Annotated in this window: 29 protein-coding genes; 27 read left to right on the top strand and 2 right to left on the bottom strand. The window is 66.7% G+C overall.

The features are described 5' to 3' along the window. Positions 1–81: 81 nt before the first annotated feature. Entirely contained in the window at positions 82–399 is a 318-nt protein-coding gene (locus ACFVWW_RS25265; protein ID WP_383914445.1) for a putative quinol monooxygenase, read from the bottom strand. A 144-nt stretch (positions 400–543) separates the two neighbouring features. Here ACFVWW_RS25265 and ACFVWW_RS25260 point away from each other — a divergent pair, with 144 nt between their 5' ends. Continuing rightward, positions 544–1449 carry an AraC family transcriptional regulator N-terminal domain-containing protein gene (locus ACFVWW_RS25260; protein WP_386879124.1) on the top strand — a complete coding sequence of 302 codons (906 nt, stop codon included), beginning with the start codon at positions 544–546 and terminating at the stop codon, positions 1447–1449. Between the two features lie 107 nt (positions 1450–1556). On the opposite strand, the gene ACFVWW_RS25255 is transcribed toward ACFVWW_RS25260, so the two are convergent. Further along, positions 1557–1997: an ATP-binding protein gene (locus ACFVWW_RS25255; protein WP_386879125.1), complete on the bottom strand. Its 441-nt coding sequence runs from the start codon at positions 1995–1997 to the stop codon at positions 1557–1559. 136 nt (positions 1998–2133) lie between these two features. Here ACFVWW_RS25255 and ACFVWW_RS25250 point away from each other — a divergent pair, with 136 nt between their 5' ends. The 26 genes from ACFVWW_RS25250 (at position 2134) to rplO (ending at position 14002) form a co-directional block, all read left to right on the top strand. Continuing rightward, entirely contained in the window at positions 2134–3027 is an 894-nt protein-coding gene (locus tag ACFVWW_RS25250) for a helix-turn-helix domain-containing protein (protein ID WP_384188894.1), read from the top strand. Next, positions 3024–3230, top strand: a complete 207-nt coding sequence (locus tag ACFVWW_RS25245; protein WP_384188892.1) for a DUF397 domain-containing protein — start codon at positions 3024–3026, stop codon at positions 3228–3230. The genes ACFVWW_RS25250 and ACFVWW_RS25245 overlap by 4 nt, the downstream gene beginning before the upstream one ends. Before the next feature lie 3 nt (positions 3231–3233). Then, positions 3234–3440, top strand: coding sequence for a DUF397 domain-containing protein (locus tag ACFVWW_RS25240; protein WP_384188890.1), 207 nt, complete (start codon positions 3234–3236; stop codon positions 3438–3440). A gap of 4 nt (positions 3441–3444) precedes the next feature. Continuing rightward, the gene (locus tag ACFVWW_RS25235) at positions 3445–3651 is read left to right on the top strand and encodes a DUF397 domain-containing protein (RefSeq protein ID WP_384188888.1); all 207 of its coding nucleotides are present in this window, start codon (positions 3445–3447) and stop codon (positions 3649–3651) included. Then, positions 3648–3854 (top strand): DUF397 domain-containing protein, encoded by a 207-nt coding sequence (locus ACFVWW_RS25230; RefSeq protein ID WP_386879126.1) that lies wholly within the window; start codon positions 3648–3650, stop codon positions 3852–3854. Before ACFVWW_RS25235 ends, ACFVWW_RS25230 begins: the two co-directional genes overlap by 4 nt. Before the next feature lie 426 nt (positions 3855–4280). After that, positions 4281–4589, top strand: a complete 309-nt coding sequence (gene rpsJ / locus ACFVWW_RS25225; RefSeq protein WP_003948644.1) for a 30S ribosomal protein S10 — start codon at positions 4281–4283, stop codon at positions 4587–4589. A 14-nt stretch (positions 4590–4603) separates the two neighbouring features. Further along, positions 4604–5248, top strand: a complete 645-nt coding sequence (gene rplC / locus ACFVWW_RS25220; RefSeq protein WP_384188885.1) for a 50S ribosomal protein L3 — start codon at positions 4604–4606, stop codon at positions 5246–5248. 8 nt (positions 5249–5256) lie between these two features. Next, a complete protein-coding gene (rplD, locus tag ACFVWW_RS25215; RefSeq protein WP_384188883.1) occupies positions 5257–5910 on the top strand; it encodes a 50S ribosomal protein L4 in 654 nt (217 codons plus the stop codon). Then, the gene (gene rplW, locus ACFVWW_RS25210; protein WP_384188882.1) at positions 5910–6227 is read left to right on the top strand and encodes a 50S ribosomal protein L23; all 318 of its coding nucleotides are present in this window, start codon (positions 5910–5912) and stop codon (positions 6225–6227) included. Before rplD ends, rplW begins: the two co-directional genes overlap by 1 nt. Positions 6228–6277: 50 nt before the next feature. After that, positions 6278–7114, top strand: a complete 837-nt coding sequence (gene rplB / locus ACFVWW_RS25205) for a 50S ribosomal protein L2 (protein WP_384188880.1) — start codon at positions 6278–6280, stop codon at positions 7112–7114. 12 nt (positions 7115–7126) lie between these two features. After that, positions 7127–7408, top strand: coding sequence for a 30S ribosomal protein S19 (gene rpsS / locus ACFVWW_RS25200; protein ID WP_030351437.1), 282 nt, complete (start codon positions 7127–7129; stop codon positions 7406–7408). A 42-nt stretch (positions 7409–7450) separates the two neighbouring features. Then, a complete protein-coding gene (gene rplV, locus ACFVWW_RS25195; protein ID WP_016645177.1) occupies positions 7451–7798 on the top strand; it encodes a 50S ribosomal protein L22 in 348 nt (115 codons plus the stop codon). Further along, entirely contained in the window at positions 7798–8649 is an 852-nt protein-coding gene (gene rpsC, locus ACFVWW_RS25190) for a 30S ribosomal protein S3 (protein ID WP_319680015.1), read from the top strand. The genes rplV and rpsC overlap by 1 nt, the downstream gene beginning before the upstream one ends. Positions 8650–8654: 5 nt before the next feature. Then, entirely contained in the window at positions 8655–9074 is a 420-nt protein-coding gene (gene rplP, locus ACFVWW_RS25185) for a 50S ribosomal protein L16 (RefSeq protein WP_014047785.1), read from the top strand. Next, positions 9074–9298 (top strand): 50S ribosomal protein L29, encoded by a 225-nt coding sequence (gene rpmC, locus ACFVWW_RS25180; protein WP_078075545.1) that lies wholly within the window; start codon positions 9074–9076, stop codon positions 9296–9298. The genes rplP and rpmC overlap by 1 nt, the downstream gene beginning before the upstream one ends. Next, positions 9298–9582 carry a 30S ribosomal protein S17 gene (rpsQ, locus tag ACFVWW_RS25175; RefSeq protein ID WP_383042246.1) on the top strand — a complete coding sequence of 95 codons (285 nt, stop codon included), beginning with the start codon at positions 9298–9300 and terminating at the stop codon, positions 9580–9582. The genes rpmC and rpsQ overlap by 1 nt, the downstream gene beginning before the upstream one ends. A 106-nt stretch (positions 9583–9688) precedes the next feature. Continuing rightward, positions 9689–10057, top strand: a complete 369-nt coding sequence (gene rplN / locus ACFVWW_RS25170) for a 50S ribosomal protein L14 (RefSeq protein ID WP_384188878.1) — start codon at positions 9689–9691, stop codon at positions 10055–10057. A 2-nt stretch (positions 10058–10059) separates the two neighbouring features. Then, entirely contained in the window at positions 10060–10383 is a 324-nt protein-coding gene (rplX, locus tag ACFVWW_RS25165) for a 50S ribosomal protein L24 (RefSeq protein WP_030351442.1), read from the top strand. Next, on the top strand, positions 10383–10943 hold the full coding sequence (gene rplE, locus ACFVWW_RS25160; protein ID WP_384188876.1) for a 50S ribosomal protein L5: 561 nt from the start codon (positions 10383–10385) through the stop codon (positions 10941–10943). The genes rplX and rplE overlap by 1 nt, the downstream gene beginning before the upstream one ends. Positions 10944–10945: 2 nt before the next feature. After that, the gene (locus ACFVWW_RS25155; RefSeq protein ID WP_003948630.1) at positions 10946–11131 is read left to right on the top strand and encodes a type Z 30S ribosomal protein S14; all 186 of its coding nucleotides are present in this window, start codon (positions 10946–10948) and stop codon (positions 11129–11131) included. A gap of 236 nt (positions 11132–11367) precedes the next feature. Then, a complete protein-coding gene (rpsH, locus tag ACFVWW_RS25150) occupies positions 11368–11766 on the top strand; it encodes a 30S ribosomal protein S8 (RefSeq protein WP_384188874.1) in 399 nt (132 codons plus the stop codon). 21 nt (positions 11767–11787) lie between these two features. Continuing rightward, positions 11788–12327 (top strand): 50S ribosomal protein L6, encoded by a 540-nt coding sequence (gene rplF / locus ACFVWW_RS25145; protein ID WP_384188872.1) that lies wholly within the window; start codon positions 11788–11790, stop codon positions 12325–12327. A 3-nt stretch (positions 12328–12330) separates the two neighbouring features. Continuing rightward, on the top strand, positions 12331–12714 hold the full coding sequence (gene rplR, locus ACFVWW_RS25140; protein WP_384188870.1) for a 50S ribosomal protein L18: 384 nt from the start codon (positions 12331–12333) through the stop codon (positions 12712–12714). Positions 12715–12760: 46 nt separating this feature from the next. Continuing rightward, entirely contained in the window at positions 12761–13363 is a 603-nt protein-coding gene (gene rpsE / locus ACFVWW_RS25135; protein WP_254372698.1) for a 30S ribosomal protein S5, read from the top strand. Next, the gene (gene rpmD, locus ACFVWW_RS25130; protein WP_384188868.1) at positions 13363–13545 is read left to right on the top strand and encodes a 50S ribosomal protein L30; all 183 of its coding nucleotides are present in this window, start codon (positions 13363–13365) and stop codon (positions 13543–13545) included. The genes rpsE and rpmD overlap by 1 nt, the downstream gene beginning before the upstream one ends. 1 nt (position 13546) lies before the next feature. After that, complete coding sequence (rplO, locus tag ACFVWW_RS25125; protein ID WP_384188866.1) at positions 13547–14002, top strand: 50S ribosomal protein L15; 456 nt, start codon at positions 13547–13549, stop codon at positions 14000–14002. The last annotated feature ends 144 nt before the right edge of the window (positions 14003–14146 follow it).

Below are 14146 nucleotides of genomic sequence, written 5' to 3'. Positions count from 1 at the left end.
GCCGGACGGTTGGGCAAGGAGGGGGCCGCTCGGCAGGGGCCGGGGCCGGGGCAGCGACAGGGCCGTGGGCCGATCGGCGGGTCAGAAGGTGGCCTTGCCGCGGACCGGCACGTAGTCGGTGTACGCGGACTCCTTGGCCAGGAGGCCGCCGATCTGCGCCACGATGGCCTGGGCGGGCTCGCCGGCGAAGATCCGGTGGTGGTCCTCCTCGCTGGTCCAGCCCTCGGTGACGTGGACGACGTCGGGGTCGGACGCGGAACGGGAGACGAGATAGACGACGCAGTGTGCGCTCGCGCCCGGGCTGCCCTCGTTCAGCCCGGTCAGCAGCAGGTCGACCAGCTGGTCGCCCATTCCGGGCTTCGCGGTCAGGGTGGCGTTGAAGCCATAGTTGGCGATCATGGATGCCCTCTTCGGTGGCGATGGAGTGGAGTGATTCCATTCAACCGCCGTGACCTGCGGAAACGTTAGAACAATGCTCGCTCTCACTTGCACGATCCTCGCGGTCGCGGGAGCTGAGGCGTCGAATGGTGCTGCAATGGACGCATGCACCTCGAAGAGCTCCGCACCCTGCTGGCCCGGCATGCCCGGCCCGACTGGACCACTGCGATCGACGGCGTCCTCATCTCGAAGGTCGACCGGTCGGACCCGCCGGCGCCCTCGATGTCCGGCACCGTGCTCGCGGTCATCGCCCAGGGCGCCAAACGCCTTGCCCTGGGCGACCGGGTGTACGAGTACCGCGCCGGGCAGTACTTGGTCGCGTCGGTCGACCTGCCCGTCACCGGACAGTTCACCCAGGCCGAACCCGATCAGCCGGCGCTGGGGTTCGGTCTCCTGCTGGAACCGTCCGCGGTCGCCGAGCTGCTGCTGCAGGCCGGGCCTGGAGACACTCCCCGCGCCGGCGGAGGCGCGCCGTCGGGGATCGCCGTCAGCGACGCTTCGACCGCGCTGCTTGACGCGGTGGTCCGGCTGCTGCGCCTGCTTGACGAGCCTCGCGACCGGGCCGTACTGGCCCCGCTGGTCAAGCGAGAGATCCTGTGGCGCCTGATCGCCGGGGAGCAGGGCGCGACGGTTCGCCAGCTCGGCCTGGCCGACAGCAGCCTCAGCCACGTCTCCCGGGCCGCGGGCTGGATCCGCGAGCACTACGCGCAGCCGTTCCGGGTCGAGGACGTGGCGCGGCTGTCCGGCATGAGCGTCTCCGCCTTCTACCGCAACTTCCAGGCGGTGACCGCGATGAGCCCCATCCAGTTCCAGAAGCAGATCCGGCTGCAGGAGGCCCGGCTCCTGCTCGCCACCCACCCGGGCGACGTCACCGGAGTCGGCCGCCGCGTCGGCTATGACAACCCGTCACAGTTCAGCCGGGAATACCGCCGCCAGTTCGGCGCACCCCCCAGCCAGGACGCCGCCCGCCTCCGCCACACCGCGCGCACCCCCGCAGGCGCCCTTGCCTGAGCCGTGGACAACAGACGCGGCAGGGCGGCGTCCGGCCCGCTGGGGAACTCGCAGCCCCGGCACGCAGGCCACCGGGGCCAGGGCTTCCCGGCCCCGGTGGGCTGGGTTCAGGGCGTGAGGTCCAGCTCGGCCCAGACCGTCTTGCAGGGGGCCGGTCCGGTCGTGACGCCCCAGCGGTCGGCCAGCGCCGCCACGAGGATCAGGCCACGGCCCGACTCCCCGTCGGCGGGCGCCGCTCGGCGGGTGGCGGGAAGGCGGTCTGCCTGGGTGTCCGTCACCTCGATACGGAGCGTGCCGGGCGCCGGGAAGGTCAGTACGAGGCGGAAGTCCCGGCCCGGCGTGCGTCCGTGCAGCGCGGCGTTCGACGCCAGCTCCGCGATCACGTGCGCGGCTGTCTCGAACGGCATCTCCCACGAGCGCAGCTGCTCCACGGCGAGGAGCCGGGCGAGCCGGGCGCCCCTGCGGGTGGAGGACAACTGGACGCGGAACTGACGGGCGGGGAGCGCCGCTCGGGCCGGCGGGCGCTGGTCGGTGATTTTGGGGTTCACGTCACACAGCGTGGCCGGACGTGCGTAGGCTGAATAGGGACGACGCCCGTACGGACAGTGACTGTCCTGCTGCGGTCCGGTTCTGTCCGGGCTGTCCACCATCACCTTCCGTGAGCGGGCTCGGTGAGCGACGAACATGTCGGAGGTGTACGCGGTGAGCGCGGACGGCGGCGGTACGGACTACCCGGTGGACGGGGCGGACGAACCCGACTGGGAACCCGATCTGGAAGACGACTCCGGAGCGGTGATCGCGGCGGTCGGCCGTCAGATCAAGCTCTGGCGGGAGTCGGCGGGTCTCGGCCAGGCCGAATTCGGGACGAAGATCGGCTACGGCGAGAACCAGGTCTACAAGGTCGAGGCCGGCAAGCGCATCCCGAGGCCGGAGTTCCTTGACCGGGCGGACGAGGTCCTGTGCGCGGGCGGCAAGATCGCCGCGATGAAGCGGGACGTGGCGGAAGCGCGGTACCCCGGGAAGGTGCGGCACCTGGCCAAGCTGGAAGGGGACGCCGTTGAGCTCGGCGCCTACGGCAACCACAACATCCACGGGCTGTTGCAGACGGAGGAGTACGCGCGGGCGCTGTTCGACGTCCGGCGGCCTGCACTCTCCACAGACGACCTCGACCGGTACGTGTCCGCGCGTCTCGCGCGGCAGAGGATCTTCACACGTACCCCTCTGACCACTCTCACCTTTGTCCAGGAAGAGGTTACGCTGCGACGCCCTATCGGAGGCACAATGGTGCTGCGCCGGCAGCTCGAACACCTGCTGGAGCTGGGCGAGTTGCGGCATGTAGAGATCCAGGTGATGCCGACAGATCGCGACGACCACGCCGGCATGGGGGGCGAGGTCCAAATTCTGAAGCTCAGGGACGGTTCGGCGGTGGGGCACTCGGAAGCGCAGCTGACCAGCCGTGTGCTTTCCAACCCCAAGGACGTACAGGTCCTGGAGTTGCGGTATGGGATCATCCGGTCCCAGGCTCTCAGCCCACGGGAGTCGCTGGCCTTCATCGAGAATGTGCTGGGAGAGACATGACCCGCAAGCCCTCTGCTGAGGACGCTTCCGAGCCGGAGTGGTTCAAGAGCAGCTACAGCGGCAGCAACAACAACGACTGTGTCGAGGTCGCGGCCACCCCTGGAACGGTCCTCGTGCGGGACTCGAAGAACACCCAGTGCCCGCACCTCGGCTTCACGCCGGACGCGTGGGCCGAGTTTGTGCTGTACGCGTCGAAGGGCTGACAGATGACTCGCAAGCCCTCCGCCGGGAAAGCCACGGTGCTGGAGTGGAGCAAGAGCAGCTACAGCAGCAACGAAGGCGCGGCCTGCGTCGAGGTCGCGACCACCACCGGAGCCGTTCTCGTCCGTGACTCCAAGGACATCCGCCGCCCGCACCTCGGCTTCGCGCCGGGCGTCTGGGCCGGATTCGTTGCGTACGCGTCGAGGGGCTGAACAGATGACTCGCAAGCTCTCTGCCGGGGACGCCGCAGCGCTGGAGTGGAGCAAGAGCAGCCACAGCAGCAATGAAGGCGCGAACTGTGTCGAGGTTGCGTCCGCTCCTGGCGCGGTCCTCGTACGCGATTCCAAGAACGTGCACCGCCCGCATCTCGGCTTCACGCCTGGCGCGTGGGCGGGCTTCGTGAGAGTGCTGGGGGAGACATGACCCGCCAGGCTTCTACCGGGAACGGTTCCGAACCGGCGTGGTTCAAGAGCAGCTACAGCGGCAGCGACAACAACGACTGCGTCGAGGTCGCGGCCGGCCCCGGAGTCGTTCTCGTCCGGGACTCCAAGGACGTCCGCCGTTCCCAACTCGGCTTCGCGCCTGACGCATGGGCCGGGTTCGTGGCGTACGCGTCGAAGCGCTGAATTTCGGGGCCGAACCGCCGCAGGATTTGGGCAGCGTGCCGTGGGGTACTCTTTCCGGCCCGATTGGCCAGGGCCGTGGGGCCTATGGCACACTGTTCAGGTTGCTCGGTTGAGTGCCGATGCTGCGCGCCTCCCGCCGGGAGGACCGGAAGCGAGTCCCACAGTACTCGTCGTCCCAACTGCCTTCCGGGGCAGCGCTGGGACGGACGTACGGGAATCTTCCGGGAAGTGTCAGCGGGGCCCCTACCAGGCACCCGGGTGGTGTTCTGCCCCCGGCTCGCGGACTTGGGCCGCACCCCTTGGCAGGGAAAATCCTTCGGGAGATTTTCGTGAAAGGGATGCGACACGCCCGACCGCGTGGGTCGGAGCAGGACGCGAACCTACCGGGTTCCAGAGCGTTACGAGAGACAGGACTACGAAGCAGCCATGGCGGGACAGAAGATCCGCATCCGGCTCAAGGCCTACGACCACGAAGTCATCGACTCCTCGGCGAAGAAGATCGTCGAGACGGTGACGCGTACTGGTGCGTCGGTCGCGGGCCCGGTGCCGCTGCCCACTGAGAAGAACGTGTACTGCGTCATCAAGTCGCCGCACAAGTACAAGGACTCGCGCGAGCACTTCGAGATGCGCACGCACAAGCGCCTGATCGACATCCTCGACCCGACGCCCAAGACCGTTGACTCGTTGATGCGCCTGGACCTTCCGGCCGGCGTTGACATCGAGATCAAGCTCTGAGAGGCGCGGAAGAGATGGCAAAGCAGATCAAGGGTGTCCTGGGCGAGAAGCTCGGCATGACCCAGGTCTGGGACGAGAACAACCGTGTCGTCCCGGTGACCGTCGTCAAGGCCGGGCCCTGTGTTGTTACCCAGGTCCGTACGAATGACTCCGACGGCTACGAGTCGGTCCAGATCGCCTTCGGCGAGATCGACCCTCGCAAGGTGAACAAGCCCCTCAAGGGCCACTTCGCCAAGGCCGACGTGACCCCGCGCCGCCACCTGGTGGAGCTCCGCACCTCCGACGCGAGCGAGTACACGCTCGGCCAGGAGGTCACTGCCGAGGTGTTCGAGTCCGGCGTCAAGGTTGACGTCACGGGCAAGAGCAAGGGCAAGGGCTTCGCCGGTGTCATGAAGCGTCACAACTTCAAGGGCCTCGGCGCCGGTCACGGCACCCAGCGCAAGCACCGCTCGCCTGGCTCCATCGGTGGCTGCGCCACCCCGGGTCGTGTGTTCAAGGGCATGCGGATGGCCGGTCGCATGGGCAACGAGCGGGTCACCACCCAGAACCTGACCGTTTATGCCGTTGACGCGGAGAAGGGCCTGCTCCTGATCAAGGGCGCGGTTCCTGGTCCGAACGGCGGCCTCGTCCTGGTCCGTACCGCGGCCAAGGGGGCCTGAGGTAACTGATGAGCACCGTTGACATCCTTTCGCCGGCAGGCGACAAGGCCGGGACCGTCGAACTCCCCGCGGAGATCTTCGACGCCAAGGTCAGCATTCCGCTGATCCACCAGGTCGTTGTCGCCCAGCTGGCCGCTGCCCGACAGGGCACGCACAAGACCAAGACCCGCGGCGAAGTCCGTGGTGGTGGCAAGAAGCCGTACCGCCAGAAGGGCACCGGCCGCGCCCGTCAGGGTTCGACCCGTGCGCCGCAGTTCGCCGGCGGTGGCGTCGTCCACGGCCCGCAGCCGCGTGACTACTCGCAGCGGACCCCCAAGAAGATGAAGGCCGCCGCCCTGCGCGGTGCCCTCACCGACCGGGCCCGTCACTCTCGTATCCACGTCGTTTCCGGCCTGGTCGAGGACGCGGTGTCCACCAAGGCCGCGAAGACCCTGATCGGCAAGATCAGCGAGCGCAAGAACGTGCTCCTGGTCGTCGAGAGGGCCGACGAGGCCGCGTGGCTGTCCGCCCGCAACCTGCCCCAGGTGCACATCCTGGCGCCGGGCCAGCTGAACACGTATGACGTGCTCGTCTCCGACGACGTGGTCTTCACCAAGGCCGCCTTCGAGTCCTTCGTGTCTGGCCCTTCCAAGGCCGCTGACGACGAGGGGAGCGAAGCCTGATGGCCGAGATCACCAGCAAGACCTTCACGGACCCGCGCGACATTCTTGTCAAGCCCGTGGTCTCCGAGAAGAGCTACGCGCTGCTCGACGAGAACAAGTACACGTTCATCGTGGCGCCCACGGCCAACAAGACCCAGATCAAGCAGGCCGTGGAAGCGGTCTTCTCGGTCAAGGTCGCCGGGGTGAACACGATCAACCGTCAGGGCAAGCGCAAGCGCACCCGCACCGGTTTCGGTAAGCGCGCGAACACCAAGCGCGCCATCGTGACCCTCGCTGAGGGCGACCGTATCGACATCTTCGGCGGCCCGGCCTCCTGACGGAGGTCGAGTCGTCCAGGATCCGGAATTCTTCCGAGGACTGAGAGACAATGGGTATCCGCAAGTACAAGCCGACGACCCCGGGCCGTCGTGGCTCCAGCGTCGCCGACTTTGTCGAGATCACGCGGTCCACGCCGGAGAAGTCGCTGGTCCGCCCGCTGCACAGCAAGGGCGGCCGTAACAACGCCGGTCGTGTGACCGTTCGCCACCAGGGTGGTGGCCACAAGCGCGCCTACCGCGTGATCGACTTCCGTCGTCACGACAAGGACGGCGTGCCGGCCAAGGTCGCGCACATCGAGTACGACCCCAACCGCACCGCCCGCATCGCGCTGCTGCACTACGCAGACGGCGAGAAGCGTTACATCATCGCGCCGCGTGGCCTGTCGCAGGGCGCTCATGTCGAGAACGGTCCGGCCGCCGACATCAAGCCCGGCAACAACCTGGCGCTGCGCAACATCCCGGTCGGTACGACCATCCACGCCATCGAGCTGCGGCCCGGCGGCGGCGCGAAGTTCGCCCGCTCCGCGGGTGCCTCCGTGCAGCTGCTGGCGAAGGAGGGCTCCATGGCCCACCTTCGTATGCCGTCCGGTGAGATCCGTCTGGTCGACGTCCGCTGCCGCGCCACCATCGGCGAGGTCGGCAACGCCGAGCAGTCGAACATCAACTGGGGCAAGGCCGGCCGTATGCGCTGGAAGGGCGTTCGCCCGACCGTCCGCGGTGTCGCGATGAACCCGGTCGACCACCCGCACGGTGGTGGTGAGGGCAAGACCTCCGGTGGTCGCCACCCGGTCAGCCCGTGGGGTCAGAAGGAGGGTCGTACTCGCTCGCCGAAGAAGGCAAGCAGCAAGTACATCGTCCGCCGCCGCAAGACGAACAAGAAGCGCTAGGAGCGGGTTTAGATGCCGCGCAGTCTCAAGAAGGGGCCCTTCGTCGACGACCACCTGATCAAGAAGGTGGACGTCCAGAACGAAGCAGGCACCAAGAACGTCATCAAGACCTGGTCCCGTCGCTCGATGATCGTCCCGGCCATGCTGGGCCACACGATCGCGGTGCACAACGGCAAGATCCATGTCCCGGTGTTCGTCACCGAGTCCATGGTCGGCCACAAGCTCGGCGAGTTCTCGCCGACTCGCACCTTCCGCGGCCACGTCAAGGACGACCGGAAGTCGAAGCGCCGCTAACGCGGGGTGGAACTGACTATGACTCACACCGAAGGGACAACCATGGAAGCCAGGGCCCAGGCGCGGTACATCCGCGTCACGCCCATGAAGGCCCGCCGAGTGGTGGACCTCATCCGTGGCATGGATGCCACGGAGGCTCAGGCGGTCCTGCGCTTCGCCCCGCAGGCCGCGAGCGTGCCGGTAGGCAAGGTGCTTGACAGCGCCATTGCCAACGCCGCGCACAACTACGACCACTCCGACGCCTCTTCGCTGGTCATCAGCGAGGCGTATGTGGACGAGGGTCCGACCCTGAAGCGGTTCCGGCCGCGTGCCCAGGGACGTGCCTACCGGATCCGTAAGCGGACCAGCCACATCACCGTGGTCGTCAGCAGCAAGGAAGGAACCCGGTAATGGGCCAGAAGGTTAACCCGCATGGGTTCCGGCTCGGTATCACCACGGACTTCAAGTCCCGTTGGTACGCCGACAAGCTGTACAAGGACTACGTCAAGGAAGACGTTGCCATTCGTCGCATGATGACGAAGGGCATGGAGCGGGCCGGCATCTCGAAGGTTGAGATCGAGCGCACCCGTGACCGCGTCCGCGTGGACATCCACACCGCACGTCCGGGCATCGTCATCGGCCGCCGCGGCGCCGAGGCCGACCGTATCCGCGGCGAGCTGGAGAAGCTGACCGGCAAGCAGGTCCAGCTGAATATCCTCGAGGTCAAGAACCCCGAGGTGGACGCTCAGCTGGTGGCCCAGGCCGTCGCCGAGCAGCTGTCCTCCCGCGTCTCCTTCCGTCGCGCCATGCGTAAGAGCATGCAGTCGACGATGAAGGCCGGCGCCAAGGGCATCAAGATCCAGTGCGGTGGCCGTCTCGGCGGCGCCGAGATGTCCCGCTCGGAGTTCTACCGCGAGGGCCGCGTGCCCCTGCACACGCTCCGTGCGAACGTCGACTACGGCTTCTTCGAGGCCAAGACGACCTTCGGCCGTATCGGCGTGAAGGTCTGGATCTACAAGGGCGACGTCAAGAACATCGCCGAGGTGCGTGCCGAGAACGCCGCGGCCCGTGCCGGCAACCGTCCGGCCCGTGGTGGTGGCAACGACCGTCCCGCCGGCCGTGGTGGCCGCGGTGGCGAGCGTGGCGGCCGTGGCCGCAAGCCGCAGCAGAGCCCGGCTGCCGAGGCCCCCAAGGCCGACGCCGCCGCCGCTGCTCCGGCCGCTGAGGCGACGTCCTCTTCTACCGGCGGAACGGAGGCCTGACCGAAATGCTGATCCCCCGTAGGGTCAAGCACCGCAAGCAGCACCACCCGAAGCGCAGCGGAATGTCCAAGGGTGGCACGCAGGTTGCGTTCGGCGAATACGGTATCCAGGCGCTGACGCCCGCGTACGTGACGAACCGCCAGATCGAGGCCGCTCGTATCGCGATGACCCGTCACATCAAGCGTGGCGGCAAGGTCTGGATCAACATTTACCCGGACCGTCCGCTCACCAAGAAGCCTGCCGAGACCCGCATGGGTTCCGGTAAGGGTTCCCCCGAGTGGTGGATCGCGAACGTCAAGCCCGGTCGGGTGATGTTCGAGCTGTCCTACCCGAACGAGAAGATTGCGCGTGAGGCGCTTACCCGCGCTGCTCACAAGCTTCCGATGAAGTGCCGGATCGTTCGGCGCGAGGCAGGTGAGTCGTGATGGCGGCCGTTACCAAGGCGTCCGAACTGCGCGAGCTGGGCGGCGAGGAGCTTGTCGCCAAGCTTCGCGAGGCCAAGGAAGAGCTGTTCAATCTCCGCTTCCAGGCGGCGACCGGTCAGCTCGAGAACCACGGGCGGCTGAAGCTCGTCCGCAAGGACATCGCGCGGATCTACACCCTGATGCGTGAGCGCGAGCTGGGCATCGAGACGGTGGAGAGCGCCTGATGACTGAGAGCAACGTGACCGAGACGAACACCGACCGCGGATTCCGCAAGACCCGTGAGGGCCTGGTCGTCAGCGACAAGATGGACAAGACCGTCGTCGTCGCTGTCGAGGACCGTGTGAAGCACGCGCTGTACGGCAAGGTCATCCGCCGTACGAACAAGCTCAAGGCGCACGACGAGCAGAACGCCGCCGGCATCGGCGACCGCGTCCTCCTGATGGAGACCCGGCCGCTGTCCGCCACGAAGCGGTGGCGCATCGTCGAGATCCTCGAGAAGGCCAAGTAAATCCCTCCGAGGGGATTCCCTCGGAATAGTTCCGCCAGGCTCGGTGGGGCTCCGTGAGTGACTCGCGGAGCCCCACCGGGAACCGGCAGACGATCAGGAGATAGACGTGATCCAGCAGGAGTCGCGACTTCGTATCGCCGACAACACTGGTGCAAAGGAGATCCTTTGCATCCGTGTTCTCGGTGGTTCGGGTCGCCGCTACGCGGGTATCGGTGACGTCATCGTCGCCACCGTCAAGGACGCGATCCCCGGTGGCAACGTGAAGAAGGGTGACGTCATCAAGGCGGTCATCGTTCGCACCGTCAAGGAGCGCCGCCGCCAGGACGGCTCGTACATCCGCTTCGACGAGAACGCCGCCGTCATTCTGAAGAACGACGGCGACCCTCGCGGCACCCGTATCTTCGGCCCGGTGGGCCGTGAGCTGCGCGAGAAGAAGTTCATGAAGATCATCTCGCTCGCGCCGGAGGTGCTGTAAGCATGAAGATCAAGAAGGGCGACCTGGTTCAGGTCATCACCGGTAAGGACAAGGGCAAGCAGGGCAAGGTCATTGTGGCCTACCCCACGCAGGACCGTGTTCTCGTCGAGGGTGTCAACCGGGTCAAGAAGCACACCAAGGCCGGTCAGACGGCTCGTGGTTCGCAGACCGGTGGCATCGTGACCACCGAGGCCCCGATCCACATCAGCAACGTTCAGCTGGTGGTGGAGAAGGACGGCAAGAAGGTCGTCACCCGCGTTGGCTACCGCTTTGACGACGAGGGCAACAAGATCCGCGTTGCCAAGCGGACCGGTGAGGACATCTGATGACTGCCACCACCAACGCGCCGCGTCTGAAGCTGCGCTACCGCGAGGAGATCGCCGGCAAGCTGCGTGAGGAGTTCTCCTTCGAGAACGTCATGCAGATCCCCGGCCTCGTCAAGATCGTGGTCAACATGGGTGTGGGCGACGCCGCCCGCGACTCCAAGCTGATCGAGGGCGCCATCCGCGACCTCACCACGATCACCGGGCAGAAGCCGTCCGTCACCAAGGCCCGGAAGTCCATCGCGCAGTTCAAGCTGCGCGAGGGTCAGCCGATCGGCTGCCACGTCACCCTCCGCGGTGACCGCATGTGGGAGTTCCTGGACCGTACGCTGTCGCTCGCGCTGCCGCGTATCCGTGACTTCCGCGGCCTGTCCCCGAAGCAGTTCGACGGCCGTGGCAACTACACCTTCGGTCTCACGGAGCAGGTCATGTTCCACGAGATCGACCAGGACAAGATCGACCGGGTCCGGGGCATGGACATCACCGTGGTCACCACGGCGACCAACGACGACGAGGGTCGTGCCCTCCTTCGTCACCTCGGCTTCCCGTTCAAGGAGAACTGACCGTGGCGAAGAAGGCTCTGATCGCTAAGGCCGCCCGCAAGCCGAAGTTCGGTGTGCGCGGTTACACCCGCTGCCAGCGCTGCGGCCGTCCCCACTCCGTCTACCGCAAGTTCGGCCTGTGCCGCGTGTGCCTTCGTGAGATGGCCCACCGTGGCGAGCTGCCGGGCGTGACCAAGAGCTCCTGGTAATTCCCTTTCTGGGAATTACCCGAAGCTCTCGGTAAGCAACTGGTTGGCGGGAGCCCTCCCCCACATGCCGTAGGCTTGTGGGGTTGGGCGCCTGCCGTCCATTACGTCCGCGGGCAAAGCCCGCTCAACGACGCTTACTACGCCGTAGGTCCCCGCACCGCACCCGTCCCGGCTCTGATCGGGGAGAGGGATGGCGCATACAGGAAACCCCGGCGAGAGAGGCCGAAGGCCAATTCATGACCATGACTGATCCCATCGCAGACATGCTCACGCGTCTGCGTAACGCGAACTCGGCATACCACGACGACGTCGTGATGCCGCACAGCAAGATCAAGTCGCACATCGCGGAGATCCTCCAGCAGGAGGGCTTCATCACCGGCTGGAAGGTCGAGGACGCCGAAGTCGGCAAGAACCTCGTCCTGGAGCTGAAGTTCGGCCCGAACCGCGAGCGTTCGATCGCCGGCATCAAGCGCATCTCCAAGCCGGGTCTGCGCGTGTACGCGAAGTCCACCAACCTGCCGAAGGTCCTCGGCGGCCTGGGCGTGGCGATCATCTCCACGTCCTACGGTCTCCTGACCGGCCAGCAGGCAGGCAAGAAGGGCGTAGGTGGGGAAGTCCTCGCCTACGTCTGGTAGTCGGGAACGGAGGAAAAGCTCATGTCGCGAATCGGCAAGCTCCCCATCCAGGTTCCCGCCGGTGTGGACGTCACCATCGATGGCCGTACGGTCGCGGTGAAGGGCCCCAAGGGCACCCTCTCGCACACCGTTGCCGCGCCGATCGAGGTCACCAAGGGCGAGGACGGCATCCTTCAGGTGCTGCGCCCCAACGACGAGCGTCAGAACAAGGCCCTGCACGGCCTGTCCCGCACGCTGGTGGCGAACATGATCACCGGCGTGACCCAGGGATACATCAAGGCGCTCGAGATCAGCGGTGTCGGTTACCGCGTCCAGGCGAAGGGCTCCAATCTGGAGTTCGCCCTGGGCTACAGCCACCCCATCCTGATCGAGGCCCCCGAAGGCATCACCTTCAAGGTCGAGACGCCCACGAAGTTCTCCGTCGAGGGCATCGACAAGCAGAAGGTCGGCGAGGTCGCCGCGAAGATCCGCAAGCTGCGGAAGCCCGACCCGTACAAGGCCAAGGGCGTCAAGTACGCCGGCGAGGTTATCCGCCGCAAGGTCGGAAAGGCGGGTAAGTAAGCCATGGCATACGGTGTAAAGATCGCCAAGGGTGACGCGTACAAGCGCGCCGCCATCAAGCGTCGCCACATCCGCGTCCGTAAGCACGTCTCCGGTACGCCGGAGCGTCCTCGTCTGGTCGTGACGCGCTCCAATCGCAACATCGTCGCGCAGGTCATCGACGACATCGCGGGCCACACGCTCGCGTCGGCGTCGACCCTGGACACCTCGATCCGCGGTGGCGAGGGCGACAAGAGCGCCCAGGCCACGCAGGTCGGCGCCCTGGTCGCCGAGCGTGCCAAGGCCGCCGGTGTCGAGGCCGTCGTGTTCGACCGTGGTGGCAACAGGTACGCCGGGCGCATTGCCGCTCTGGCTGACGCCGCCCGCGAAGCCGGGCTGAAGTTCTAAGCCCCGGTTCCGGGACTAACGGACGTAACAGAGAGAGGTAAATCCAATGGCTGGACCCCAGCGCCGCGGAAGCGGTGCCGGTGGCGGCGAGCGGCGGGACCGGAAGGGTCGCGACGGTGGCCCTGCCGCCGAGAAGACCGCTTACGTTGAGCGCGTTGTCGCGATCAACCGCGTTGCCAAGGTTGTGAAGGGTGGTCGTCGCTTCAGCTTCACCGCGCTGGTCGTGGTGGGCGACGGTGACGGCACCGTAGGTGTCGGTTACGGCAAGGCCAAGGAGGTGCCGGCCGCCATCGCCAAGGGTGTTGAGGAAGCGAAGAAGAACTTCTTTAAGGTTCCCCGTATCCAGGGCACCATCCCGCACCCGATCCAGGGCGAGAAGGCCGCGGGCGTCGTCCTGCTCAAGCCGGCTTCCCCCGGTACCGGCGTTATCGCCGGTGGCCCGGTGCGTGCCGTGCTCGAGTGCGCGGGCGTCCACGACATCCTGTCGAAGTCGCTCGGCTCGGACAACGCGATCAACATCGTGCACGCGACCGTGGCGGCCCTCAAGGGCCTGCAGCGTCCCGAGGAGATCGCGGCCCGCCGCGGTCTGCCCCTCGAGGACGTCGCCCCCGCGGCTCTGCTGCGTGCGCGTGCGGGAGCGGGTGCGTAATGGCTCGCCTCAAGATCACGCAGACGAAGTCGTACATCGGCAGCAAGCAGAACCACCGCGAGACCCTGCGTTCGCTCGGGCTCAAGCGCCTTCACGACGTGGTGGTCAAGGATGACCGTCCCGAGTTCCGCGGCATGGTGCAGACCGTCCGCCACCTCGTGACGGTTGAGGAGGTCGACTGACATGGCGGAGCAGAAGCCGCTGAAGGTCCACAACCTCCGTCCTGCCCCGGGCGCCAAGACCGCCAAGACCCGTGTGGGTCGTGGTGAGGCGTCCAAGGGTAAGACCGCAGGTCGTGGTACCAAGGGCACCAAGGCCCGTTACCAGGTTCCGGAGCGCTTCGAGGGTGGGCAGATGCCCCTCCACATGCGTCTCCCGAAGCTCAAGGGCTTCAAGAACCCGTTCCGCACCGAGTACCAGGTCGTGAACCTGGACAAGCTCGACGCTCTCTACCCCGAGGGCGGCGAGGTCACGGTGGCCGATCTGGTCGCCAAGGGTGCGGTCCGCAAGAACAGCCTCGTCAAGGTCCTGGGCCAGGGCGAGATCTCCGTGGCGCTGCAGGTTTCGGTTGACGCCGTCTCCGGCTCCGCCAAGGAGAAGATTGCCGCCGCCGGCGGCACCGTCACCGAGCTCGTCTGAGACAACTCGATGACCTGAACACCCGACCGGGGATGCCTCTCAAAAGGGGCATCCCCGGTTGGTCGTTCCACGGTGGGCACTGTCGCCGGTAAGGTGGCGTGCATTGTTGGTGTATTGAAGCCGGGGGCTCGCCCCCGGACCCCC

Origin of the sequence: Streptomyces sp. NPDC058198 (assembly GCF_042882605.1) — a bacterium.
Taxonomy (GTDB): domain Bacteria; phylum Actinomycetota; class Actinomycetes; order Streptomycetales; family Streptomycetaceae; genus Streptomyces.
Note: the sequence above shows the minus strand (reverse complement) of the source record. Positions and strands in the feature narration are given on the sequence as shown.